We start from the raw sequence: 25070 nt of genomic DNA, 5'->3' as shown, positions 1-25070 counted from the left end.
GAATGTGAAAAAAGGGCCCTTGATTAGGGCACCTTTACTTCTTCATACATCGCTTGCATTCGCTGGCGGTCGCGCTCTAAAATGCGTTTTAAATACAGTCCCGTATAGGATCCTTTCACTTCGGCGATTTCCTCTGGGGTTCCCACCGCCACGATTTGTCCGCCTTTATCGCCACCTTCAGGACCGAGATCAATAATATAATCAGCCGCTTTAATGACATCAAGATTATGCTCAATAACAAGCACAGTATCACCGTTATCCACCAGCCGCTGAAGCACTTTAAGCAAGCGGGCGATATCATCAATATGCAAGCCTGTGGTCGGCTCATCTAAAATATAGAGAGTGCGCCCTGTCGAACGGCGATGCAGTTCGGACGCCAATTTTACCCGCTGCGCCTCTCCCCCAGATAGCGTTGTCGCCGGCTGTCCAAGCTTGATATAGCCTAATCCGACATCATAAATCGTTTGCAGCTTTCGCTTGATTTTCGGAATGTTTTCAAAGAAGGCGAGCGCATCCTCCACCGTCATTTCCAGCACTTCGGCAATGTTTTTATCCTTATATTTCACTTCCAGCGTTTCACGGTTATAGCGTTTGCCGTGGCATACTTCACATGGAACGTACACATCCGGCAAAAAGTGCATTTCAATTTTAATAATGCCATCGCCGCGGCAGGCTTCGCAGCGGCCGCCCTTCACGTTAAAGCTAAAACGGCCTTTCTGATAGCCGCGCACCTTCGCCTCGTTCGTAGCTGCAAACACCTCGCGAATATCATCAAATACTCCCGTATACGTGGCCGGATTTGAGCGAGGCGTACGCCCGATCGGAGACTGGTCGATGTCAATGACTTTGTCCAGATGCTCGATTCCTTTCAATGTTTTATACTCTCCAGGCTTCGCTTTCGCTCCTTGTAATTTTTGCGCCAGCGCTTTGTGCAAAATTTCATTGACAAGCGTACTTTTTCCCGAACCTGATACTCCCGTCACAGCCACAAACGTGCCAAGCGGGATTTTCACGGACACATTTCTTAAATTGTTTTCTTTTGCGCCATGTATTTCAAGCCAGCGGCCATCTGGCTTGCGGCGTTCCGGCGGAAGCGGAATAAACTTTTTGCCCGACAAATATTGGCCTGTTAGGGAATGAGGATCGTTCATGACTTCTTCCGGCGTTCCGGCCGCCACTACTTGGCCGCCATGAATGCCGGCGCCTGGACCAATGTCAATCAAATAATCAGCAGCCAGCATCGTGTCTTCGTCATGTTCTACGACAATCAGCGTATTGCCGATGTCTCTCATGTTTTTGAGCGTATCAATCAGCCGATCGTTGTCACGCTGATGGAGGCCGATGGACGGCTCGTCCAAAATGTAAAGCACACCCGTTAGCCGGGAGCCAATTTGGGTCGCAAGACGAATGCGCTGTGCCTCCCCACCTGATAATGTGCCGGCTGAACGGCTTAATGTTAAATAATCTAAGCCCACATTATTTAAGAAACCAAGTCGTTCTATGATCTCACGCAAAATCATATGGGCAATTTTCTGTTCTTTTTCACTCAATTCTAAGCTCCGGAAAAACGCGAGCGCTTCCGTGACAGACAGCGATGCCACTTCCCCAATATGCTTGCCGCCGACAAGCACAGCTAAGCTTTCTTTTTTTAAACGATAGCCTTTACACGTTGGACACGGCTGATCAGCCATGTATTTTTCCATTTGCTCGCGAATATAATCAGAGCTTGTTTCGCGGTAACGCCGTTCAATATTGGGAATAACCCCTTCAAATTCAATGTAATGTTCGCGAATCTGGCCAAAATCATTTTCATAACGAAAATAAATTTTTTCACCATTGCTTCCATACAGGATGCGATTTAACTGCTCCTTCGGCAGCTCCTTTACCGGAACATCCATATCAATTCCATAATGCTGGCAAACAGCCGCCAACAGCTGCGGATAATATTGGGAGCTTTGCGGTTCCCATGGAGCGATCGCATGCTCGCGCAAGGTCAGTTCATCATTCGGAATGACTAAGTCCCGGTCTACCTCCAATTTAGCGCCCAGCCCGTCACAATCCGGACACGCTCCGTACGGACTGTTGAATGAAAACATGCGCGGCTCAAGCTCGCCAATCGAAAAACCGCAATACGGACAAGCGTGATGCTCGCTAAACAGAAGTTCTTCTTCTCCGATCACATCAATAATCACTTTGCCGTCAGCCAGCTTCAGCGCTGTTTCCAGAGAATCTGCCAAACGCGAGGCAATGCCTTCCTTCACGACGATGCGATCAATCACTACTTCAATAGAATGCTTTTTATTTTTTTCTAATTCGATGTCTTCCGATAGCTCGCGCATCTCGCCGTCTATGCGCATGCGTACATATCCCTGTTTTTTGATCTCTTCTAGCGTTTTAACATGCGTTCCTTTCCTTCCCGATACGATCGGCGCTAATACTTGAATTTTCGTTCGTTCCGGGTAAGCTAGGATGCGGTCAACCATTTGTTCAATGGTTTGCGACGTAATTTCAATGCCGTGCTCTGGACAAACGGGACGGCCAATCCGCGCAAACAATAAGCGCAAATAATCATAAATTTCGGTAACCGTTCCCACTGTGGAGCGCGGATTGCGGCTCGTCGTTTTCTGATCGATTGAAATGGCCGGAGATAGCCCTTCGATCGTATCGACATCCGGCTTGTCCATTTGTCCTAAAAATTGGCGGGCGTATGCCGAAAGCGATTCGACATAGCGCCGCTGCCCTTCCGCATAAATTGTATCAAACGCCAACGACGATTTTCCTGAACCTGATAACCCCGTTAAAACAACAAGTTGGTCTCGCGGGATCTCAATGTCCATATTCTTTAGATTATGAACTCTTGCCCCTTTAATCGTAATTTTATCCATTGGCATAAGCTTTTGATCATCCTTCCGCTTTGAGTTCAAAAATTAAATCGCGAAGCTCGGCCGCACGTTCAAAGTCAAGCGCTTTGGCCGCTTCTTTCATTTCTTTTTCTAAGTTCGCCACAAGCTGCTCCCGTTCTTTTTTCGTCCATTTGCGGCGATCCGGCTTCACCTCGTACGACTCTGGCTGTTCAGCCGCATACGTCGCACGAATGACATCACGAATCCCCTTTTGAATCGTCTTCGGTACGATGCCATGCTCACGGTTATAGGCCTCTTGGATGGAACGGCGCCGTTTTGTTTCATTGATCGCAATCTCCATCGATTTGGTGATCGTATCGGCATACATAATCACATGACCGTTGGCATTGCGGGCCGCTCGTCCAATCGTCTGGATCAGCGAACGCTCTGAACGCAAAAATCCTTCCTTATCAGCATCTAAAATCGCGACAAGCGACACCTCCGGAATATCCAATCCCTCTCTTAACAAGTTAATGCCAACAAGCACGTCGTATTTGCCGATGCGCAGGTCGCGGATGATTTCAATGCGTTCAAGCGTTTTAATTTCCGAATGCAAATAGGCCACCTTAATCCCAATTTCCTTCAAGTAATCGGTTAAATCTTCCGCCATTTTTTTCGTGAGCGTCGTCACTAGTGTTCGCTCATTCCGCTTCACGCGTTCATGAATTTCATCGATCAAGTCATCTATTTGCCCTTGAATGGGACGAACATCAATCGTCGGATCCAAAAGCCCGGTCGGCCGAATAATTTGCTCGACCATTTCCGGACTATGCTCCAATTCGTATGGTCCCGGCGTTGCCGACACATAAATAATTTGGTTCACTTTTTTCTCAAACTCTTCAAACGTCAGCGGACGGTTGTCAAGCGCTGACGGCAGGCGGAAGCCGTGATCGACCAGCACCTGTTTGCGTGCTTTGTCGCCATTATACATCCCGCGAATCTGCGGCAGTGTGACGTGCGATTCATCAATCACAATTAAAAAATCGTCTGGAAAATAATCGAGCAGCGTATAAGGAGTCGATCCTGGCGGGCGCAATGTTAAATGGCGTGAGTAGTTTTCAATTCCTGAACAAAAGCCCATTTCCCTCATCATTTCAAGATCATAGCGCGTGCGCTGCTCAAGCCGCTGCGCTTCCAACAGCTTGCCCTGCTCCCGCAACTCCTTCAAGCGTTCTTCCAGCTCTTGCTCGATATTTTGAATCGCCAGCTGCATTTTTTCATCGCGCGTGACGAAGTGGGAAGCTGGGAAAATCGCAACATGCTCCCGCTCTCCGATAATTTCTCCAGTCAGCGCATCTACCTCGCGAATCCGTTCAATCTCATCGCCAAAAAACTCGACACGAATGCAATGCTCGTCGCGCGAAGCCGGAAAAATTTCGACGACATCACCGCGAACGCGAAACGTTCCCCGCTGAAAATCAATGTCATTGCGCGTATACTGCACATCGACTAAACGGCGCAGCAATTCGTTTCTTTCGATTTCCATCCCTGTCCGCAAAGATACGACAAGCTCTCGATATTCTTCCGGAGAACCCAAGCCGTAAATGCATGATACACTGGCCACAATAATGACATCGCGCCGCTCAAATAAAGCAGATGTGGCCGAATGCCGCAGCTTATCAATTTCATCGTTGATGCTTGCGTCCTTTTCAATATACGTATCCGTCTGCGGCACATACGCTTCCGGCTGATAGTAGTCATAGTAGCTCACAAAATACTCAACTGCATTATTTGGAAAAAACTCCTTCAATTCACTATATAGCTGGCCCGCCAATGTTTTATTATGAGCAATGACCAGCGTCGGTTTATTCACCTTCTGGATGACGTTAGAAATGGTAAAGGTCTTTCCTGTTCCTGTCGCTCCTAATAGCGTTTGATGCTTCGTACCGTTCAAAATTCCTTCCACCAGCTTAGCAATTGCCTTTGGCTGGTCGCCTTGCGGCTGATAGGCTGATACTAATTGAAAATGGTCTTTCACCTGCGCAAAGCCCCCTTCGTATTCATCCTAATTGTATTGTACCACATGAATGCTTAAGATGCACAAAAAATACGAACTTATATTCGTTTTCAAAACTTTCGTAAGCCTTACAGAGCGAACAGTTATTTCCATCTCTTTGGCTGCAATAATAAAAGCCACCGCAAAAGAACGGTTCAATCGATCTTTTGCGGTGGCTTTCTTCTTATTTTTTAAATTTTTTTACCATTTTCTCTGCATATAAAAAGCCTGCCGTTGTCGACGCAATATCCGCTAACACTTCATGAAGCTCGTTTGTATATCCTTTGACATAAGAAGCTACTAACAGCGCCACTGTCAGCAGCGTCCCCACATAATGATTATAAGTGACGCGAGTAAAAAGCAGCACTAGCAAAAACGGCACGATTAATGCAACGAGAAACCACATAAGCAAAACCCCTTATCTATACAGCTTCCGATGTCCATTTTTCCCGCGTTTGCACAAACAACAATCCAAGCTCGTGATGCTCATTTTCATATAACGCTCCTTGGACAAAACGGACTTCCGCATTTTGATCCAACACCTCTAGCTTACAAAAAGCGCGGTTATGCTGCAATGCCTCATAAAATTCTTTCTCCGTTTTAACGGGTATGCCGTTCACTTTCGCAATCACTTCGCCGATTTTCAACCCGATTTTTTCAGCCTTCGATTCTGGTAAAATCCCCAAAATAACCAACCCCTGCTCCTGCTGTGAAAAATACGGGGGACGGGAACGGTCTTGCCGATGCTGCCAAAAAGCCAGACATTCTCTAGCAATCAACGCCGCAGCTGCAACCGCGATTCCTAAGGAAGGAAACCAAGAAGACGCCAAAGCTCCCGCGCTGACAGCGGCCGCTAACCAGAGCACGCGACGGCCGGCCATTTGAATAGAGACGCGTGGATGCATGCCTTGCATATGCTGCGAGAAACCGAGCAAAAATGGCACCAGAGCGAATGAATAGGAATGATCCATGCCCGAAAACAATGGCCACCATGAAAAAGGCGAAGCGAGCGGGCCATTGGGAATGGGCAGAAGCACAGGCACAAACCAAATCCTATCTACCCAATGTTCTCCAATCATAAGCCCCCTCTTGCTTTTAGCAAGCTGCGGAGAAGTAGCCACTGCTCCGTTTCGCAAAATGAGAACCCCCTCGGCAAATAACAGCAATGCAAGCAGCCATATAAAAACGGATATAGGCGCCTCGTGAAGGCTTTCCACATATTTTGAAACCAACGGCCAAGCGCCTCCGTATTTCATAAAACCAGCTGCAAGCAAAACCAATCCCCCAACCGTATAAGCAGGAGATAGTAACCGCATCTGTCCTGTCAAGCTCAGCAAAACCGTCACATAAAAAAGCAGCAGCAACACATCGTGGGGTACCGCCATTCCAGACACTACCGTCACGATGGAAAGAAACAAGCCAACGGCCCAACCGCTGCGCCAAAAAAAGACACTTTCCTGAAACCAGCCATATACGCGAATATGAAAATGCTTGCGCTCTTTATTCATTCGACGCCAGCCGACGAAAGCCGCAAGCAGCACGCCATAATACAAAAGGGGCTCGGTCAACAACCGCCCGACTCCTTTCAAAAGCTCCATCCCCCACATGCCAAGCATGGGCTTCACCTCCGATCATCATGAACGTATCTACTGATCTACTTTTCATTCTAGCAAATCGCTTCTACAAATCATACGATTGGTTGCATATTTTTTTATATGTTATTCGACAAATGGCGAATTTTTTCCTATTCCCACTTTCTTTGCCGAATGAGCACTAGTTTTGTCATCGTAAAAGGAATTTGGACATTCGATGGAAAAAATGATATAGACAAGGAAAGAAAAGAGGAGGAAAAACCATGGAACTAAAAACGAGCAGTGTTGCCAAGCGTCTTGGAGTATCGCCTAAAACGATTCAGCGCTGGGTTAAAAAATACGAGATTCCATGCAAAAAAAACGAAGCAGGACATTACATATTCGATTCTGAAACACTTGCATTGCTTGAACAGATCAAATTTGAGCAAGGAGCGGCTCTTGAAGAGTGCGAAACAGAAGAAGAAAATGAAAAAACCATTCTGTGCCCAGAAGACTTTTTCTCCACTCATCTTCAACCATATCTAAACGAATTCACCTCACGTTTTCAACGCATTGAACGCCAGCTTGAGCAAAAAGCAGATGAAGTTGTATCCGTTCAACTGTTGCAGCACCGCCGCGAAATTGAAGAGCTGCATTCTTACATCCGCCAGCTTGAACAACGCATCTCCCTGCTGGAAGAAGCCAATGAGAAGCGCGAAGCGGACGATTCTTTGTCTAAAAAGCAAAAACGCCGCGGCGTAGGCCGAATTATCGGCTTATTTGTGTGAACCTTTCATCTCTAACACATGAACGTTCAATATCTAATAACATCAATCGATTGTACCTCCTTTGCCCAACAACATGAATCTAACAATACTGCCAAGTCCGGAAAGCTTTTTGCCTTTCCGGACAAGCGATCATGCTCCTGAGCCCTCTCCCTATTACTTAAAAATTCAACCTCCGTATAACATTGGTTCATTTGGTGGATACTGTTCCTAAGAGACCGAACTGAAAAGGAGCGAAACATTACCTATGAAACGATTGAAAATCACAGATGACCACTGATTCACAGATCAGAAGTTACGAAAAGAAGAACGAAAAATCAAAGATACCTCTTTGCGTCAACGGGTAACAGTCGTTCGATTAATCATGGAATGCTATCTTGGCAAAGAAGTGGTAGCGATGTTCAACCTCCATCGCCAATCCGTGTCTACCCATGTCTTCTTATTCAATGAGGGCGGACTGGAGAAGTTACTCGATAAAAAAACTCCTCTTGGGAAGTCTCCGTATCTCACGGAAGAACAACAAGGTGAGTTAAAACACATGATTCTACACAGCAATCCTTTCGAACAAGGCTTGGGGGTGGCGGCTTCTTGGGATCCCCGCATCATTCAATCCTACCTTCAAGATCGGTACGGAATTTCCATGAAAAGGGTCAGAGTGAATAAAATGCTTCATCGCCTTGGACTCTCCTATACCCGTCCCACCTATACGCTGGCGAAAGGAGACGAACAGAAGCAACGGGCAATTGTGCAAGAGATGGATATGATAAAAAAACTAATGACCGACGATATGGTTCTGTTGTATACGGATGAAACACATATTCGCTCTTATCAAGCATTGAGAGCCACATGGGCAAAAGTAAGAAAACAGAAGCAAATTCCTACGTATGGGCATCATGCGAGTGTGAGATTATTTGGTGTCGTGAATGTCCTCAATGGAAAGGTCATCACGCAACCGGCATTGGCTTGTAACACGGAGTCATTCCTTGAGTTTGTCAAGCGCATTTGACAAACGTATCAGGGGAAATATGTTCTTTTGGTCTTAGATAACGCTCGGATTCACCATGCGAAACAAGTGCAAGAATTTTTGCGTGAACATGAAGATTAAATCATGTTTTTCTTTTCCCTCTAATTCCCCTCAATTAAATCCAATTGAACGTCTTTGGAAATGGTTGAAAGAGTCTGTGATTGCCAACCGATTCCACAAGGATCTTTATGCCATTGAGCAGTCGATGAACAGCTTTTTAGAGTACATTGAACATCATCATAAAGAAGTTCTACAGCGCTTAGGGTGTGGTACTTGAAAAGACGAAATGTTAAGTTACATTTATATAGTTCATTTATCGAATCAAATTCCTAACATCCTATTTTTTCATATCAATCCACACAGAACTTGAAAAGCAATATAAAGATTCCCTATATTCGTATTCCTAACAGAGAATTTTTCTATTAACATTGCCAAAATCATCTTAACATGAAAAGAGGCGAAGGGACATATTGAAACCTCCAACTCTTTATTTTTCTTAGAAACCGTTAACTTCGTATAAAGATAAGGTTAAAATACATCTTTTGGTTTTAAACCAATTATTATAATAAACCACAAAAAAATATTAATATTTTAAATTTATAAAAAATTATGATACAATAATCATAAATTTAGTTGGGAGGTAATAAAATAAATGTATAAATTAAACAAAATTGCAGTTTCGTTTCTAACAGCTAGTATCATATTTTCAGGTACCGGAAGTGCATTTGCAGCTGATGAAAACGAAGGATCTACTATAAATTGGGATCAAGATTGGCATTTAGTTGATTCTGGTATTAACATACCAAATGAAGTGGATTTTGGAAACTTAAATACTGAAAAAAGTTTTTCGGTAGCATCATGGGGGGATCTAGCAAAAGGGTCAACTGCTCTTTCTGCTGATTCCACAAAGGTAACAAGTACAGGGAAAACGACAGGAAAAGTATGGTTGACTGTTGTAAGCGCCACAACCTCTTTACGAATAAGCGGTATGTCTTATATTACAGGATCTAAGGGTACCGCTATTGGAAAATTAACAGCCACGTCACAAGTTTCAACTTCAAATCCATCCGGTAGTCAATCTTTTGAAGGATTAACTATTCATACGGCAACAGATTCAGGTATTCTCTATGAGGCCAGAACCTATGATTCTGGAAGTTATTAAATATTCAAACTAACTCTATAACCCAGCAAGTGAGGCTATGTAAATACATTTACATAGCCTCACTTGCCATTTTCGTTGCGAATTTTTATAAAATAATCTATAAAACCATGCATGTGAGCCCCCACATAAAAGACTAATATAAAATACAGGCATTTCTATTTATCCGTCGATTATTATACTCATTTTTAAAAGAAATAGAGAGTTGGCCAGCTTTGGGTTACATCTTGCTTTACACAAATAACAGAGTTGAGGGGGTATTCAATTGACAATGCAGAAAAAATTAGTTTTATCGTTTGTTTTATTTTCAATCATAGCAAGTTGTTCAACTAATAATAATCTGAGTGATCCAGATGTAAGAATCAGCAATGAGTTCAGCCTGTTAAAATCTTCTGGTAACACAGTGGAATCCTCAGTTGCGTTCACTCAAGTGAAGGCATTTATTCCTGACTCTAATTATATGGACTATAAAAATATCAAAAACGAAAAATTTAAATATATAAAATTACCAAAAAATAAGTCTGTTATTTCTGGAAAAGTTATATTAGAAAATAATACAGACGGTAATATGAACATTCAAGGTTTTTTTATTCAAGGAAATAAAATAGCAAAAGTGAAAAAGAAGAACAGCAAGAAGTGGGAACGCTTTATTACGTATCATGTTAACCCTCGATCTTCAATTGAAATTAGTGTAGATATTAAATGGGATAGAGAAGGCATAAATGAATTAATTTTCTTTCCTCTTGATCATACAGCCCCTGCGGATCGGTATAATGGAGGAAATTTGAGTCTAATTCGTTATTTTGTATCGGATGATGAAATGAATATAGAAGAAGATATGTTGACAAAGCAGTCTTTCCACTTTGATTCCAGTCTTCATGAAGCAAACAGTTATTTTCCAAATCCTACTTGGATAAGCAACAATGATCAAGAAGTAGAATTTATAATAAAGGGAGATAAATTGCTGGCTAAAACTCCAATATACGGACTTAAACTACATTCTGTGCCATATACTACTGAAGTTGACATTCTACTGTTGGATGAGAAAGGGAATCTATCCATAGTAGATCATAAGATCAAAGTGAAAAAAAATGAGCCTACTTTTATTTATTTACCATCTAAAACCTTAGCCCAATTACGTGAATCACAAGATAAAAGCTATCTCATCCTTCTTAATAATCGAGGCATCGATTTACTTGCAGATATAGAAGCTTTAGATTTAGGATTGAAGCCATTTTCAACAACCTATCAATCCGTAATAGAATTTTATAAAGAAGCAAAGGGGGAATAGATATGAAAAAATACTGGCTTCATCAAATACTGACACTAGGCGGCTTACTGATTCTTGCCGTTATACTCCATATGTTTATGATAAAAAGTAATTCATTATTATCCATTGACAACATTATTTTGAGGAAAATGTTTGTTATCATCATGATCATGATTATTTTGTTCGCTGATAATTTGTTATTGTACAATTATGCAAGGCAAAATCATCATTTTATGAAGCATAAAATTTGGAATAAAATGCATATTATCATTTTATGCTTACTCATTGCTTCGTTTTTTGCTTTTGTCGTTTTATTTTCTACAACTTCTTGGTCCCAGCTTATTCAAAACCAGATTTGGCTCTTATACATCATCATTTTTTATTTTCTTTATTTCATAAACCTTTTTATATTATCTGTTATCCATCAATTAGCTGCGAACAATATTCCAGTCGAAAAAAAATTAATGATGACATGGCTTGTCGCTTCCCTATTAGTTGTTTTGATTATATTTTTTATTCCAAGCATTTAGCGGTTCCATTCGAAAAACGGTGACAGGAATCTAAGCATGCCACCAAGTCCGGAAAGCTTTTTGCCTTTCCGGACAAGCGATCATGCTCCTGAGCCCTCTCCCTATTATTTCATTTATCGAATCAAATTCCTGCATTTTCTTTTTTTATTTCGAATCACACATCGCCTGCGAAACGACGTACCTATTCTCTAGTTCTTAAACATCCATTCAACTCCTCTACCTCTCTCCTTCAGACATCAGCCAATAGCCGTTTCTCGTCCTTCCCGTCCCCTATTGATTTGGACTGGGCATTCACTCTTTTCATTCCTCATTACTTTAATGAATGGAACTCTATTTTTCCTTCTCCTTTTTTTATCCATTTCTTATGTTTTTTTAATTCTATTTGTTTATAATGAATGCCGCCGCCAAGAAAATCAAAATGTAAGGGGCAGATTCTATGTTTCGGCCATCGGCAAACGGGATCGCCATGACCGTTTTTTTGGCATGATGCGTAACGAAACAGAAATTCTTGCATCTTCCAGCCGTCATTGGCGGTATCAGGCGCGAGAAATATTGATATTCCATTACATGAATCATCAGCAAGAAAGGAGCAGAGATGGTCCATGCAAGAGCATTCGATTGTGGAAAAACGAGAACGGATCGCCATATGGATCGCCATTTTTCTTATCATTCTTTATCTTTCTCCGCTTTATATTTTAGGAGAAAATGCCCATATTCGCGTTCATGATAATTTAGATTCCAATATCGCTTGGTACAAGGTGCTTGTACGAAGCGGAGAACTATTTGGATCCATCAACGCGACGATTCCGCAAGTCATTAACAGACTGCCGCGCAATGCCTATGGCACCGAATTTAGCGGCATCGTTTGGCTTCACGCGTTGCTTCCGTCCATGGTAGCGTATGCCGTCAGCCAGACCATTACGCGCGGCTTCGCTTTTCTGGGGATGTATCTTTTATTAAAGCGGCATTTTCTTAGGGAAAAAGAAGCTTATCTTATTCGCGTCGGAGCAGCGCTCACCTTCGCTTTGACTCCTTTCTGGCCGTCGGGAATGCTTAGCACCCTCGGCATGCCACTGGCACTTTGGGCTTTTCTGTCGATCCGAAACCGTCAAGCGTCCTGGAAGGAATGGGCCACCCTTGCCCTTCTTCCGTTCTATGCAAGCTTTGTGCTCGGCTTTTTCTTTTTCTTAACGGCGATGGGGCTTCTTTGGCTTCGTGATGCGATTGGCAAAAAACAATGGAATATTCCGTTTCTCGGCAGTATCGTGTTCATGACAAGCCTATTCTTGGCCATCGAATACCGCCTTGTCTATTCGTTGCTTTTTAGCCATGAGCCGACTAGCCGAAACGAATTTGTGTCCTCAAAGCTTGGATTTTGGCATACGATCCATCTTGTCTTTAAAAACTATTTTCTTGGTCATACCCATGTGATGACCGTGCATACTTTTATCATTCAGCCCATTCTGTTCCTTGCCTTTGCTTTCATCCTAAGAGCAAAGAAAGGGGAGCTCGAAAGACGTTTTTTGTTTTTATTCATTCTAAACTTTGTTTTATCCGTTTGGTACGCCTTTTGGTTTTATAAAGGCTGGCAGCCGCTCAAAGAACGATTTGCGTTGCTGAACACCTTTAATTTCGCTCGTTTCCATTTTTTGCGGCCTTTGGTCATTTATTTAGACTTTGCTTTAGCCTTGCAAATACTATGGCGCCGAAATAGAAGCTGGAAGCAGGTGGCTATGGCCGCCATCCTTTTGCAAACGCTGTTGCTAGGGGGATTCAATGAAGAAATTCGCTACCGTATCAGCGGCACACCGTCATTTAAAGAATTTTATGCAGAGCATTTATTTCATGAGATCAAAGAATACATCGGAAAACCGCCAAGCTCCTATCGTGTCGCCAGCATCGGCCTGCATCCGGCCATTGCGCAATATAACGGCTTTTATACATTGGATACGTACAATAATTTTTACCCACTGTCGTATAAACACTCTTTTCGCAAAATCATCGCGAAAGAGCTGGATAAGAACCCAGAGCTAAAAGATTATTTCGATCATTGGGGCAATCGTGTCTACATTTTCTCAGCGGAGCTTGGAAAGCATTATGGCTTTCGCAAAACATCCCATAAGAAAATTTACCATTTAGAACTTCATACAGACGTATTTAAGAAAATGGGCGGACGCTATCTCTTTTCATCCGTTCCTATTATGAATGCCAAAGAAAATCATCTGCGCCTGCTTAAAGCATTTGAAGACTCCCAATCTGTTTGGAAAATCTATTTATACGAAGTGGAATAAAGGAGGAGAGACGAAATGGAAACGCCTGTGTTAACCATTGTGGTACCGTGCTATAACGAAGAAGAAGTATTTTTAGAAACAGCTAAACAGCTAACCGGTGTATTGCAGCAGCTGCAAGAAGAGAAGCTGATTGCCTCTGAAAGCAAGCTATTGTTTGTCGACGATGGCAGCCGTGACCGAACATGGGAGCTTATCTTGGAGGAAAGCGAAAAAAATCCGCTGATCACCGGAATTAAGCTATCGCGCAATTTTGGACATCAACGCGCACTGTTAGCTGGACTTCAAGCGGCCATGGAGTATTCGGACTGCGTTATTTCCATTGATGCTGATTTGCAAGACGATATCCAGGCCATCCGTGAATTTATTATAAAATATTGGGAAGGCTTTGATATTGTATACGGTGTGCGCCGTAGCCGCAGCACGGATACATGGTTCAAACGGGCAACCGCACAAGGCTTTTACCGATTGATGCAAAAAGTGGGCATCGCTCTGATCTATAATCATGCTGATTTCCGCTTAATGAGCCGGCGGGCGCTGCAAGAGCTCAGCCGTTATGACGAAGCCAATCTATTTCTGCGCGGCATCGTTCCGCTGCTGGGGTTCCGTTCGACTCAAGTGCTTTATGATCGAAAAGAACGCTTTGCTGGAGAATCGAAATATCCATTGAAAAAAATGCTGGCTTTCGCCTTGGATGGAGTGACTTCGTTTAGTGTCGTGCCGATTCGCTTCATTACATTTGTCGGCTTTCTTTCTTTTCTTCTTAGCAGCATCGCTGGTCTCTATGCTTTCATCGTCAAGCTGCTGGGATATGCCGAATCAGGATGGACATCCATTATGATCTCAATTTGGCTGATTGGAGGGCTTTTATTAATGAGCGTCGGTTTCATTGGAGAATACATTGGAAAAATCTATCAAGAAGTCAAAAGAAGACCGCGGTTTACCATTGAAGAAAATTTATATTCTCTGCGAATGAAAACAAACCAGAAAGAGCGGATCCATCTATGAATCATTCGTTCTTCCGCTTCTTGCTTGTCGGGTTGATTAATACCGCTGTCGGATTGTCTGTCATGTATACGCTGCTTCATCTCGCTCATGTTTCCTATTGGGGGGCCACGTTGATCGGCAACACGATTGGCGCTATCGTCAGCTACTGCTTAAATCGTTTGTTTACATTTCGCAGCCATGCGCCCATCGGCAGCAGCGCTTTTCGTTTTGCACTTGTGATTATGGTATGCTACTTCTTTGCTTATCGTCTAGGCAAACAACTGGCTCACTGGACGATGGGCACGGTTTCCCTTCTGCCCGCCCAGTATACCGATGATATGGCCATTTTATTCGGCACAGCGCTTTATACCATCTTCAATTACCTTGGACAAAAACGTCTCGTCTTCATCAAATGAAAAGGGAACGATTCGGCTTCGAACCGTTCCCTTTGTATTATTGGAATAACACTTTCATCGCTTCTTTTAACTGTTTGTCATTTTTATCATCACGGACCGCTTCCAGCACTTTCGTTTCAAGCAATTCAGCTGTTTGCTTGTCAATGCTTCCTGTAGCTGGAATTTTATTTTCTTGTTGGAATGACTTGACGGCCTCTACTGTTTCCTCGCTGAAATATCCATCCTCACGCCCCGGATCAAAACCGAGTCCTTTGAGCATTTGCTGGGCGTTTTTAATTTGCTCACTATTCATGTTGTATTGGAGGGCTTTATCAATATGAATCGGGCTGGCATGGAAGTATTCCGGCTGCTCCACAGTCACATCCGGCTTAACTCCTTTTTTATGAATCCAATTTCCATCAGGAGTCAACCATTTATAAAGCGTAAGTTTTAAGTTGCTGCCGTCGCCCATCGGGATGGCCTGCTGCACCGTGCCTTTTCCAAACGATGTTTCCCCCACCAGCTTATAACCGCCGGCTTCTTTCATGGCACCTGCTAAAATTTCCGACGCTGAGGCGCTACCTTTATCGATCAGCACAACAATCGGGTACGGCTTTTTCTCCGTCAAATTGGAGTAAAATTTTTGCTTGCGGCCATTGCGGTCCTCAATTTGGATATATGGTTTGCCCTTCGGAATAAACTGCTTTAAAATATCCTCTACGCTTTGCAAGTAGCCTCCCGGATTACCGCGCACATCGATGACCAATCCATCCATTTTTTCCGATTCTAATTTCTCTAATTTCTTTTTAAAATCTTGAGCTGTATTTTCTGAGAATGAAGTAATCTCTAAATATCCTACTTTTTTGCCATTATACGTTTTGAGCGAATCGTAGACCGTTTCAATTGGGATTTCATCGCGTACGACGTTGACTCGAATTGGATCCTTCATCCCTGGGCGAAGAATGTCCAAATGAACCGTCGTTCCCTTTTTGCCGCGAATTTTTAAGACCGCTTCATATAAATCAAGTCCTTCCAGACTTTTCCCGTTCACCTTCACGATCTGATCGTTTGGCTTCAGCCCCGCTTTTTCGGCTGGAGAGTTTTTAAATGGAGCGACAATCGTCACTTTTCCGTCCACCATGCTTACTTCTGCGCCAATTCCTTCAAACGAGGAATCAAGGGACTCATTAAATTGCTCAGCCGTTTCTTCATCCATGTATACAGAATATGGATCCTTCAGTGTGCCGATCATCCCTTGAATTGCGCCTTCGATTAGTTTTTGGTCATCCACCTTTTGCACATAACGGCTTTTAATGAGCTCATAAGCTTGTTGGATTTTTTTGAGCTCTTCCTGCTCATTTTTTGCCGTTTCCTTTGTGGCTTGCTCCGATTGGACGGACAGGTTGCTACTTTCATGACGATCCGTTAGCTGTATACCAGCATAGGTTCCCCCAGCTCCGACCAACATCGATAAAGCCATAAGCACTGCTGTCGTTTGCTTCTTCATCGTTTTCTCCTCCTCTATCCACACTACACCATGCAAGGAAAGGCACCACACAACGTGCCGTGCGATGCCCTTTATCATCATTATATGAACAGCTTGTACAGCTTATGATTACATCTGCGCAATATTCAGTTTACACGTTTGCTGTTATTTTCTCAACTGATATGATATTGGTTCCACTTGACGATATACACGTGATGCGGCAACATTCCAAAGAGTAGGTGATTGGGGATTTCGCCGGATGGACGACCGTCGAAAAAATGAGATTCTGCTTTTGAATAGGCGATCATGTTTCATCTTCCATCTGTACTTAAAAAAGTGGAGAGAAGGCGGCCTTCATCAGAAAAGCCGCCTAATGATCCATAATTTTATGATCTGTCGTTTTTCAGTCATCCGCTGTCTAAACAACAAGCTTCCGCATAGATCCATAGATGGATGAGCGGTATCATCCGGATTTCTGTCGGCTTTCCAAGGATCATCTGTTCCATCAGAAATGGTGTCTATACAGCGAAAAGAAAGTCGATCACTACACTCTCATTTCTCCATGATCAATTTGCGAGGTTTCAATTTGGATGGTTGTATGGAGGATTTTAAATTTTTCTTCAATCAAATGAATCGCCGCCTGCAAAATTTTTTGGCTGTCCTGACGGTCTTCAATCAGCATATGGCAGCTTAAAGAGTCCAGCCCGGATGTAATCGTCCAAATATGGAGATCATGGACATTGATCACTCCCTCAATGCTTTCAAGCGCTTTTTTCACCTCGTGCTGGTCAATCGTAATCGGCGTGCCCTCCATCAGAATATGAACCGTATGCTTAATCACTCCCCATGCCCCTCTCAAGATGAGGAGCGCAACAAGCACAGAAATGATTGGATCAGCTATATACCAGCCAAAAGCCCACATGACCAATCCAGCAATGATCGCTCCTACAGATCCTAGCGCATCGCCCAGCACATGCAGGTAGGCGCTGCGCAAATTCACATTATGCTTCACATCCCCTTTTCTCATTAACGCCCAAGCACTTAATAAATTCGCTATCAAACCGATCAAAGCAATCAGCATCATAGAACCGCTGGAAACCGTCGGCGGATGATAAAAACGCCCAATGGCTTCCCAAATAATAAATCCAGCGATAATAAACAACGTAACGCCATTAAACAAAGCCGCTAAAATTTCAAACCGGTAAAAACCATACGTTTTATTGGGGGATGCAGGCCTGGCAGCAAACCAGATCGCAATAAGGCTAAGAAGCAGCGAACTGGCATCGCTCAGCATATGGCCGGAATCGGACAAAAGAGCGAGACTGTTCGTCCATAATCCTCCTAAAAACTCGAGAATCATGATGCCGGCCGTAATGGAAAGAGCCACAATCAGCCCTTTTTTATTTCCTTCCCTTCCTAAATCATGATGGTGGTGTCCGTGATGATGGCCATGATGATGATGATCATGATGATGGTGATGGTGATGCATTGTTACATACCTCCTTATTAATGGTGCTCTGAATGGTCGATCGCCTGTTTTAATAGCGAAATAACATGTTCGTCATCGCAAGAATAAAATAACGTTTTTCCTTCGCGTCGGTATTTCACGAGCCGCAAGTTTCGGAGCAAACTCAGCTGATGAGAGACGGCGGATTGAGATAATTCCAACACTTCCGCCATATGATTAACAGAACATTCTTCTTGAGATAACAAGTAAAGGAGCTTTATTCGTGTCGGGTCTGCCAACGCTTTAAAGATTAACGATACATGTTCTACCGTTTCATCAGCTAAAAAAGCATGATCTTTTTTGTCCAATTTGTTAGAGCCCCCTTTTTATTACATATGAACATATGCTCATATGTATTATATTCTATCTTTATGATTTCGTCTATCCTTTTTTCATTTTTTTTCGTTTTCTCTTTCCCTTATTCATTATCCTAGAGAAAAATTAAGAAACACCAAACAGACAAAAAACCAAGCATAGAAAGCAACAGACAATGGATCACCTTTGTTTCCTTTAAAGCCATTCCCAACATTTCCTTTGCAGCAACTGTCAGCATGATCCCCACCGCTATGGTTGTCATCACGGCGGACAGCCCAGAAATATCCGCGCCATAAAGGCTGCCAAGCAGCGCTCCAATCCCAACCGGAATCGACACGGCGATCGCTCCAATGACCACTCCCATCATCCCCATTCCCGCCATCAGCAACGGGGTAAAAACCGCCAGCCCTTCGGGAATATTATGAAAAATCATGGCCAGCCCCAGCTGCTCGGCCAACGGGGAATGGGCATTGACTCCTAAGGCGATCCCTGTGGGAAGATTATGTATAGCAATGCTAAAAAGAAGATATACTCCCGAATGAATCCATGCATCATGGTTTTTCCTGTTCGTTACGACAACCACTCGATGCCACATGCTTTCTAAGTGATGATAAATCCCATAACCTGCGGCTAATCCAATCACAGTAAGCAGCCAACCTCCTACCGCCATACTTTCCGGCAAAATTTCCACTACCGCAAGTCCCAAAATCATGCCACTCGACAATGAAAAAATAATAGGCGTTCCTTTATGCCAGCCGCAAAACAACCAAGCAACCGCTCCACCTATGAGCATTCCAAGTGCGGAAGCGGAAAATCCAAACCATCCCAATGAGTCCATCCCCGATCTCTCCTTATTCCTTACCGCGAATCCTTTCTTTTTTCTCTTTACTACCATATGCGGCTGGACAAGAAAAAATCCGCCCATGTGAAGAAGCTTATCTATCTTTGAATAAAGGCTGAGTCTGCCGCTTTTTCCGCTATGTGTCGCTTCACATCATGTTTTATATTCCTGTATGCGACTCTGCCTCTTCATGTGCCCTATCCCATGATCCAAAAAGAAACGGCAGCTTGATCACCAACTGCCGTTTCTTTTTCACTTGATTCATGGTCATTCAACCACTGTCTCCCGCACCGTTCGTGCAGAAGATTTCACAAGTTTCTTGATTTCAATTAATCGGATATTGTGGCCCTCCATTTGTAAAACCTTAAACTCATGACCATCGAATGCCAACGTATTCCCTTGCTGAATATCAAATTTCTCTGTTAACATCCAGCCGCCAATCGTATCCACATCCGTGTCATCTATATGTGTTCCAAGCAAATCATTGACATCTTCAATCAACACTTTTCCTTCCACAATCATCGTATGTTCATTCACTTTGCGAATTCTCGGGACTTCATCGGCATCAAACTCATCTTGGATCTCCCCTACAATTTCTTCCAGTATATCTTCAACGGTGACAAGGCCCGCTGTCCCGCCATATTCATCAATGAGAATGGCCATATGAACCCGTTCACGCTGCATTTTAACGAGCAAATCATGAATCGGAATGGACTCAATCACTTGGATGATCGGACGAATATAGTCATCGATCTTTTTTTCCGCGGCTTGAGGATTGTGAATACAATCCGTTAAAATTTCTTTAATATTCACCATGCCGACAATATGGTCCTTATCGCCGTCCATCACGGGATAGCGTGTATATTTTTCTTGCTTCATAATTTCAAAATGATCGATGATGGAATCGTTTATATCAAAGGCAACAATCTCTGTGCGGGGCACCATGATTTCTTTGGCAATGCGATTGTCGAACTCAAAAATGTTATTGACATACTTATATTCAGACGGATTAATCTCGCCGCTTTTATAGCTTTCTGATAAAATCAGCCGCAATTCCTCTTCAGAATGAGCTACCTCATGCTCAGACACAGGCTTTAAGCCAAATAACCCTGTAACCATCCGCGCGGATCCGTTTAGCGCCCAAATAAACGGGTACATCACTTTGTAGAAAAAAATTAACGGTTTGGAGCATAGCAGCGTAATCGTCTCGGCTTTTTGGATCGCCAGCGTTTTAGGCGCTAACTCACCAACCACAACGTGTAAAAATGTAATGGTGGAGAAGGCGATGACAAAAGAAAGGATAGAAGCTACCGATTCGTTTATATGCATCTCTTCAAACAAAGGATGAAGCAAATGCATGACGGTGGGTTCGCCCAGCCAGCCGAGACCTAACGCGGTAATGGTGATGCCAAGCTGGCAGGCTGACAAGTATTCATCCAAATTGCTGATAACGCGCTTTGCGGCGATCGCGCTCCTATTTCCTTCCGCTACAAGCTGATCAATACGTGTGCTGCGCACTTTGACAATCGCAAACTCCGAGGCGACAAAGAATGCCGTTAAAGCAATTAAAACGGCAACCATCAATAAATTCACTATTTCCAATTAAACTCTCCAGCTGAAGGCAGCTAGAGAACCCACCTCCTGTCCATTGAATCCATAAGCTTTATTCTTCATTATTTCCTTGAAAGAAAATCATGACAAACTTCATTAACTCTAAAACAGAGATCAAAGCAGCCGCTACGTAAGTAAGCGCTGCAGCGTTTAATACTTTTTTCACGCCTCGCTCTTCCTGATGAACAATCATTCCTTGCGCAAGAAGCAATTGTTTGGCGCGGGAGCTTGCATTAAACTCTACCGGCAGCGTGATTAGCTGGAATGCTACAGCCGCGGAGAAGAGGATGATCCCAAATCCAATAAGCGATGTTTGATGAAGCAAAAATCCAAGCAATAAAAGAAAAGGAGCGATCCCGGACGAAAAATTCACCAGCGGAAACATGCGATGACGCCAAACTAACGCACCGTATGATTGCTGATGCTGAATAGCATGCCCGACTTCATGAGCGGCCACCGATAAAGCCGCAATCGAATGCCCATAATAAACAGGCTCAGATAATCGAACCGTTTTGGATAACGGATCATAATGATCTGTCAACGCGCCAGCCACAGGCTCCACGGGGACATGATATAAGCCTTGAGAATCCAAAATTCTTCTTGCTACTTCAGCTCCTGTCAGTGAAGAGCCCGCAGGCACTTTCGCCCATTGGTTGAAGGTTCCTTTTACTTTAAATTGTGCCCAAAGTGACAATCCAAATGCTAAAAAGATAAAAATGTCCATCGGATGAAATAACATCATTTTCCCTCCTACTGCCATATGGTGTTTACATCTATTCAACCGGCCTGCCGTACCGCCTTCATAGGAAGCTTTGCTGCATGATGCTCTCTGGGGCCTCAGGGATACAACCCTTTTTTGTTGGTTAAATAAAAGGGTTCTCCCCAAGCAATATCGCTAATGCGTGCAACAACCCATATCCTTGCTGTGCTAACGGTTTGGTCATCAGCTTCATCTGCTGTTTATTGAGATGCTGCAGCAACGGTTTTAATTCCAACACTTCTTCTTGAATCTGCTTCATCTGCTCCTGAAGATGCTCAATCTTATTGGCAATTTCCTCTACAGAAAACGATAAATTCTTCATCGTCTGTACGCGTTCTTTGATTTCTTCCAGCGTTAAATTTTGTTTCTTTAACACATGGATCAGCCGCAAATATTCGAGACTCTCTTCAGGGTAATAACGATAATTCGATTCCGAACGAAGGGGTTCAAGCAAGCCAAGCTGTGTATAATAATCAATCGTCCGCTTCGATACACCTGCTAATTCCGCAAGCTCGCCAATTTTAAACAACTTCCCAACACATTCACCCCTTTCATTGATTTTCATTCTTTTAATTCATATTGTACCTACAAAAACTATACAGTCAAACGTTATGCTGTATAGTTTTTTTATAGAAGACAACATGATTCATCAACTTTTCTCTTCCAATCATGGATCTTTCAGTTGTATTTCACATACAAGTTCACTTTATGAATATATACGAATGGATGGCGAGGAAAGATTCATCTATTTTTATGCATAAGGAAAGCCGATTTCCTCCATCATGCATGGCGGGGAGCTAATCTAGAAAGTGCTTCTTGGAGATCGAGAGGAATAGACCTTTTGGCCGTCAAATTCTTAAAGGCGATTTACTTGATCCGCAGGCTTTGGTGAACTACTCACCACTTAGCTAAAGCTTGAAGTGGGAGCTTCTCAGTTCCACGACGAAAGCCGCCTTTCGTCTCCCTGAGCGTGACTTCGGGTCGTTCCAACCCTAGATGTCCGACAATTCGGAGTTCTTTTGTACCTTGGATATTTTACGCATGGAAGGATCCGCTTGGTTTTCGCATTTTATTTTCTCCATGCAACCTCCTATATCCAGTTATGAAAGAACGACATAGGTTTATTTTACCACAGGGTCAGACAATTGAACAGGCAAAAGCCTGTCCTTGTCCGAAGTCGATTCATCTCCCACTTTCATCAAGCTTCGCAAGATTTAGAAGTGGGAGACTTCTCGACTGAAGAATGTTAAAATTAAAAAGAAAGCCGCTTTCCAATGCCATTCAGAAAGCGGCTTTCCAAGAGTTTACGTATCACCTGTAACCATCACTACATCACTGATTAATTTCGAATGAGGTAATCAAATGCGCCCAAAGCGGCGGTCGCGCCTGATCCCATCGAAATAATGATCTGCTTATATGCACTATCTGTGCAGTCGCCTGCCGCAAATACGCCAGGGATGTTCGTAGCCCCTCGCTTATCGACGATAATTTCGCCGAAGCGGTTGCGCTCAACAGTTCCCTCTAACCAATCGGTATTTGGCACAAGGCCAATCTGCACGAATACGCCTTGTAATTCAAGGTGATGCTCTTCACCTGTTTCGCGGTCAATGTAAGAAATGCCGTTTACTCGGTCTGTACCGGTAATTTCCTTTGTTTGGACGTTCTTAAGAACGGTGACATTAGGCAAACTGTAGAGGCGCTCTTGAAGAACGGCATCAGCTTTTAATTCCGGCATAAATTCAAAGACGGTGACATGCTTGACAATACCGGCAAGATCAATCGCTGCCTCTACGCCGGAATTGCCGCCTCCAATAACGGCCACATGCTTTCCTTCAAACAACGGACCGTCGCAATGAGGGCAGTAGGCCACTCCTTTGTTTTTGAACTCAGCCTCACCTGGCACCCCAAGATTGCGCCAGCGAGCGCCTGTTGCCAAAACCACTGTCTTGCTTTTTAAAACCGCGCCATTTTCAAGCTCGATTTCAATAAGATCTTTCTTTTCTAAGCGCTTCACTCGCTGCGAATCCATGATATCGATATCATACTGTTTGACATGCTCCTCAAGACTCGCTGCAAGCTTAGGGCCTTCTGTATATTTGACACTGATAAAGTTCTCAATGCCCAACGTATCCAATATTTGTCCCCCAAAGCGTTCAGCTACAATACCCGTGCGAATGCCTTTTCGCGCTGCATAAATCGCTGCCGTTGCGCCAGCTGGACCGCCACCGACAACAAGCACATCAAATGGTTCTTTTTCAGCGAAAGCGGAGGCATCCAAAGTGCTTCCTATCTTTGAAAGAATTTCTTCAAGCGACATCCGTCCGCTGCCAAAAAGTTCTCCATTTAAGAATACAGTCGGAACGGCCATAATCCCCTTGCTTTCTGCCTCATCCTTAAACGCTGCACCGTCAATCATCGTATGCGAAATGCCAGGATTCAGGATGCTCATTAAATTCAAGGCTTGTACAACGTCAGGGCAGTTATGGCATGTCAAGCTCACATAAGATTCAAAATGATAGGTGCCTTTTATGTTTTTAATTCGTTCAATTACTTTCTGATCGACTTTTGGAGGTCTTCCACTTGTCTGGAGTAGAGCCAACACCAATGAAGTAAACTCATGGCCCAATGGAACGCCGGCAAATGTGATCCCTGTGTCTTCGCCGATGCGATTCACACTAAAGCTTGGCGTTCTCTCTAGCTGTGTGTTCTCTACTTTGATTTTAGGAGACATGGTGGCCAATTCATCCACAAGAGCCAGCATATCGCGGGATACGCTATCGGATCCCGCGCTGACTTTAAGAAGTACGTCTCCTTCCATCAATTGCAGATATTGGGCCAGCTGTGCTTTTATTTCTGCATCCAATATCATGTTGATATCCCCTCTTAAATTTTACCTACAAGATCAAGGCTTGGTTTCAGTGTTGCTGATCCTTCTTGCCATTTAGCTGGGCAAACTTCACCAGGATTATTGCGAACATATTGCGCAGCTTTAATTTTGTTAATCAATGTGCTTGCATCACGGCCGATACCGTCAGCATTAATCTCAACCGCTTGGATCACACCGTCTGGATCAATAATGAACGTACCGCGTTGAGCAAGACCTGCTTCTTCATCTAATACATCAAACATGCGAGATAGTTTTTGTGAAGGGTCGCCAATCATAATGTATTCGATTTTGTTAATGGTTTCAGATGTATCATGCCATGCTTTATGTGTGAAATGTGTATCTGTTGAAACAGAATATACTTCAACACCAAGCTCTTTTAAAGTTGCGTAGTTATTTTGTAAATCTTCAAGCTCTGTAGGGCATACGAATGTAAAGTCAGCTGGATAGAAGCAAACAACGCTCCATTTTCCTTTAAAGTTTTGCTCTGTCACATCGATAAACTCTCCGTTATGGAACGCTTTTGCTTGGAATGGTTGTACCTCTTTGCCGATTAAAGACATCTTTCATCTACCTCCTAAAAATAGTGTTGGAATGATTCATAGCTTGTCACCCAAGCTATTTATGTAAATTATAATAATTATAATCCGATATTTATTATCATATAATAGTATCTATTTGTCAATAGATGTGATTCAAATTTATTTTGATTTTATCCCTACATCAAACGATAGAAACCGGCCATTCGCCTTAATGCT

General features: G+C 43.3%; 22 protein-coding genes. 9 read left to right on the top strand and 13 right to left on the bottom strand.

Going from position 1 to position 25070, the window contains the following annotated elements:
• Positions 1-23 precede the first annotated feature (23 nt).
• The 4 genes from uvrA to GFC28_RS14825 all read right to left on the bottom strand — a co-directional run bounded on the left by uvrA (position 24) and on the right by GFC28_RS14825 (position 6515).
• Positions 24-2885 carry an excinuclease ABC subunit UvrA gene (uvrA, locus tag GFC28_RS14840; RefSeq protein WP_369818776.1) on the bottom strand — a complete coding sequence of 954 codons (2862 nt, stop codon included), beginning with the start codon at positions 2883-2885 and terminating at the stop codon, positions 24-26.
• Between the two features lie 16 nt (positions 2886-2901).
• Complete coding sequence (uvrB, locus tag GFC28_RS14835; protein ID WP_044741464.1) at positions 2902-4881, bottom strand: excinuclease ABC subunit UvrB; 1980 nt, start codon at positions 4879-4881, stop codon at positions 2902-2904.
• Between the two features lie 202 nt (positions 4882-5083).
• Positions 5084-5305, bottom strand: coding sequence for a CsbA family protein (locus GFC28_RS14830; protein ID WP_044741465.1), 222 nt, complete (start codon positions 5303-5305; stop codon positions 5084-5086).
• Between the two features lie 16 nt (positions 5306-5321).
• Positions 5322-6515, bottom strand: a complete 1194-nt coding sequence (locus tag GFC28_RS14825) for a PDZ domain-containing protein (RefSeq protein WP_044741466.1) — start codon at positions 6513-6515, stop codon at positions 5322-5324.
• A 239-nt stretch (positions 6516-6754) separates the two neighbouring features.
• Here GFC28_RS14825 and GFC28_RS14820 point away from each other — a divergent pair, with 239 nt between their 5' ends.
• The 9 genes from GFC28_RS14820 (at position 6755) to GFC28_RS14780 (ending at position 14929) form a co-directional block, all read left to right on the top strand.
• Positions 6755-7258 (top strand): MerR family transcriptional regulator, encoded by a 504-nt coding sequence (locus GFC28_RS14820; RefSeq protein WP_044741467.1) that lies wholly within the window; start codon positions 6755-6757, stop codon positions 7256-7258.
• Between the two features lie 328 nt (positions 7259-7586).
• Entirely contained in the window at positions 7587-8261 is a 675-nt protein-coding gene (locus GFC28_RS19375) for an IS630 family transposase (protein ID WP_231883382.1), read from the top strand.
• Between the two features lie 55 nt (positions 8262-8316).
• Entirely contained in the window at positions 8317-8556 is a 240-nt protein-coding gene (locus GFC28_RS20310) for a transposase (protein WP_442854559.1), read from the top strand.
• Positions 8557-8931: 375 nt separating this feature from the next.
• On the top strand, positions 8932-9441 hold the full coding sequence (locus GFC28_RS14810) for a hypothetical protein (protein ID WP_052660893.1): 510 nt from the start codon (positions 8932-8934) through the stop codon (positions 9439-9441).
• 262 nt (positions 9442-9703) lie between these two features.
• Positions 9704-10729 (top strand): hypothetical protein, encoded by a 1026-nt coding sequence (locus GFC28_RS14805; protein WP_044741468.1) that lies wholly within the window; start codon positions 9704-9706, stop codon positions 10727-10729.
• Positions 10730-10731: 2 nt separating this feature from the next.
• Positions 10732-11238, top strand: a complete 507-nt coding sequence (locus tag GFC28_RS14800) for a hypothetical protein (protein WP_044741469.1) — start codon at positions 10732-10734, stop codon at positions 11236-11238.
• Positions 11239-11840: 602 nt separating this feature from the next.
• The gene (locus tag GFC28_RS14790) at positions 11841-13529 is read left to right on the top strand and encodes a DUF6044 family protein (RefSeq protein ID WP_044741471.1); all 1689 of its coding nucleotides are present in this window, start codon (positions 11841-11843) and stop codon (positions 13527-13529) included.
• A 15-nt stretch (positions 13530-13544) separates the two neighbouring features.
• Positions 13545-14534: a glycosyltransferase family 2 protein gene (locus GFC28_RS14785; RefSeq protein ID WP_044741472.1), complete on the top strand. Its 990-nt coding sequence runs from the start codon at positions 13545-13547 to the stop codon at positions 14532-14534.
• The gene (locus GFC28_RS14780) at positions 14531-14929 is read left to right on the top strand and encodes a GtrA family protein (protein WP_044741473.1); all 399 of its coding nucleotides are present in this window, start codon (positions 14531-14533) and stop codon (positions 14927-14929) included. Before GFC28_RS14785 ends, GFC28_RS14780 begins: the two co-directional genes overlap by 4 nt.
• Positions 14930-14966: 37 nt before the next feature.
• Here GFC28_RS14780 and GFC28_RS14775 read toward each other — a convergent pair whose 3' ends face one another.
• From GFC28_RS14775 to ahpC, 9 genes are all read right to left on the bottom strand, one after another.
• Positions 14967-16415: a S41 family peptidase gene (locus GFC28_RS14775; protein WP_044741474.1), complete on the bottom strand. Its 1449-nt coding sequence runs from the start codon at positions 16413-16415 to the stop codon at positions 14967-14969.
• 523 nt (positions 16416-16938) lie between these two features.
• Entirely contained in the window at positions 16939-17883 is a 945-nt protein-coding gene (locus GFC28_RS14770) for a cation diffusion facilitator family transporter (protein ID WP_044741475.1), read from the bottom strand.
• Positions 17884-17900: 17 nt separating this feature from the next.
• Positions 17901-18209 (bottom strand): ArsR/SmtB family transcription factor, encoded by a 309-nt coding sequence (locus GFC28_RS14765; protein WP_044741476.1) that lies wholly within the window; start codon positions 18207-18209, stop codon positions 17901-17903.
• 122 nt (positions 18210-18331) lie between these two features.
• Positions 18332-19054, bottom strand: a complete 723-nt coding sequence (locus GFC28_RS14760; protein ID WP_044741477.1) for a ZIP family metal transporter — start codon at positions 19052-19054, stop codon at positions 18332-18334.
• A 270-nt stretch (positions 19055-19324) separates the two neighbouring features.
• Complete coding sequence (locus GFC28_RS14755) at positions 19325-20659, bottom strand: hemolysin family protein (protein WP_044741478.1); 1335 nt, start codon at positions 20657-20659, stop codon at positions 19325-19327.
• A gap of 61 nt (positions 20660-20720) precedes the next feature.
• Positions 20721-21407, bottom strand: a complete 687-nt coding sequence (locus tag GFC28_RS14750) for a zinc metallopeptidase (RefSeq protein WP_044741479.1) — start codon at positions 21405-21407, stop codon at positions 20721-20723.
• Positions 21408-21531: 124 nt separating this feature from the next.
• The gene (locus tag GFC28_RS14745) at positions 21532-21957 is read right to left on the bottom strand and encodes a MerR family transcriptional regulator (protein ID WP_231883383.1); all 426 of its coding nucleotides are present in this window, start codon (positions 21955-21957) and stop codon (positions 21532-21534) included.
• Positions 21958-22767: 810 nt separating this feature from the next.
• A complete protein-coding gene (gene ahpF, locus GFC28_RS14740; RefSeq protein WP_044746259.1) occupies positions 22768-24297 on the bottom strand; it encodes an alkyl hydroperoxide reductase subunit F in 1530 nt (509 codons plus the stop codon).
• A 14-nt stretch (positions 24298-24311) separates the two neighbouring features.
• Positions 24312-24875, bottom strand: coding sequence for an alkyl hydroperoxide reductase subunit C (gene ahpC / locus GFC28_RS14735; protein WP_044746260.1), 564 nt, complete (start codon positions 24873-24875; stop codon positions 24312-24314).
• Positions 24876-25070: the final 195 nt, after the last annotated feature.

Origin of the sequence: Anoxybacillus sp. B2M1, from assembly GCF_001634265.1 — a bacterium.
Classification (GTDB): Bacteria; Bacillota; Bacilli; order Bacillales; family Anoxybacillaceae; genus Anoxybacteroides; species Anoxybacteroides rupiense.
The sequence above is the reverse complement of the archived record's forward strand: the minus strand, read 5'-3'. Positions and strand labels throughout refer to the sequence as shown.

Excerpts from the sequence above, each read along its gene's own strand:
- uvrA (WP_369818776.1), bottom strand. The coding sequence starts at position 2,885 with ATGGATAAAATTACGATTAAAGGGGCAAGAGTTCATAATCTAAAGAAT.
- ahpC (WP_044746260.1), bottom strand. The coding sequence starts at position 24,875 with ATGTCTTTAATCGGCAAAGAGGTACAACCATTCCAAGCAAAAGCGTTC.
- GFC28_RS14775 (WP_044741474.1), bottom strand. The coding sequence starts at position 16,415 with ATGAAGAAGCAAACGACAGCAGTGCTTATGGCTTTATCGATGTTGGTC.
- GFC28_RS14780 (WP_044741473.1), top strand. The coding sequence starts at position 14,531 with ATGAATCATTCGTTCTTCCGCTTCTTGCTTGTCGGGTTGATTAATACC.
- GFC28_RS14810 (WP_052660893.1), top strand. The coding sequence starts at position 8,932 with ATGTATAAATTAAACAAAATTGCAGTTTCGTTTCTAACAGCTAGTATC.
- GFC28_RS14750 (WP_044741479.1), bottom strand. The coding sequence starts at position 21,407 with ATGTTATTTCATCCGATGGACATTTTTATCTTTTTAGCATTTGGATTG.
- GFC28_RS14800 (WP_044741469.1), top strand. The coding sequence starts at position 10,732 with ATGAAAAAATACTGGCTTCATCAAATACTGACACTAGGCGGCTTACTG.
- GFC28_RS14830 (WP_044741465.1), bottom strand. The coding sequence starts at position 5,305 with ATGTGGTTTCTCGTTGCATTAATCGTGCCGTTTTTGCTAGTGCTGCTT.
- GFC28_RS14790 (WP_044741471.1), top strand. The coding sequence starts at position 11,841 with ATGCAAGAGCATTCGATTGTGGAAAAACGAGAACGGATCGCCATATGG.
- GFC28_RS14820 (WP_044741467.1), top strand. The coding sequence starts at position 6,755 with ATGGAACTAAAAACGAGCAGTGTTGCCAAGCGTCTTGGAGTATCGCCT.
- GFC28_RS14825 (WP_044741466.1), bottom strand. The coding sequence starts at position 6,515 with ATGCTTGGCATGTGGGGGATGGAGCTTTTGAAAGGAGTCGGGCGGTTG.
- GFC28_RS14760 (WP_044741477.1), bottom strand. The coding sequence starts at position 19,054 with ATGGACTCATTGGGATGGTTTGGATTTTCCGCTTCCGCACTTGGAATG.
- ahpF (WP_044746259.1), bottom strand. The coding sequence starts at position 24,297 with ATGATATTGGATGCAGAAATAAAAGCACAGCTGGCCCAATATCTGCAA.
- GFC28_RS14770 (WP_044741475.1), bottom strand. The coding sequence starts at position 17,883 with ATGCATCACCATCACCATCATCATGATCATCATCATCATGGCCATCAT.
- GFC28_RS20310 (WP_442854559.1), top strand. The coding sequence starts at position 8,317 with ATGCGAAACAAGTGCAAGAATTTTTGCGTGAACATGAAGATTAAATCA.
- GFC28_RS14785 (WP_044741472.1), top strand. The coding sequence starts at position 13,545 with ATGGAAACGCCTGTGTTAACCATTGTGGTACCGTGCTATAACGAAGAA.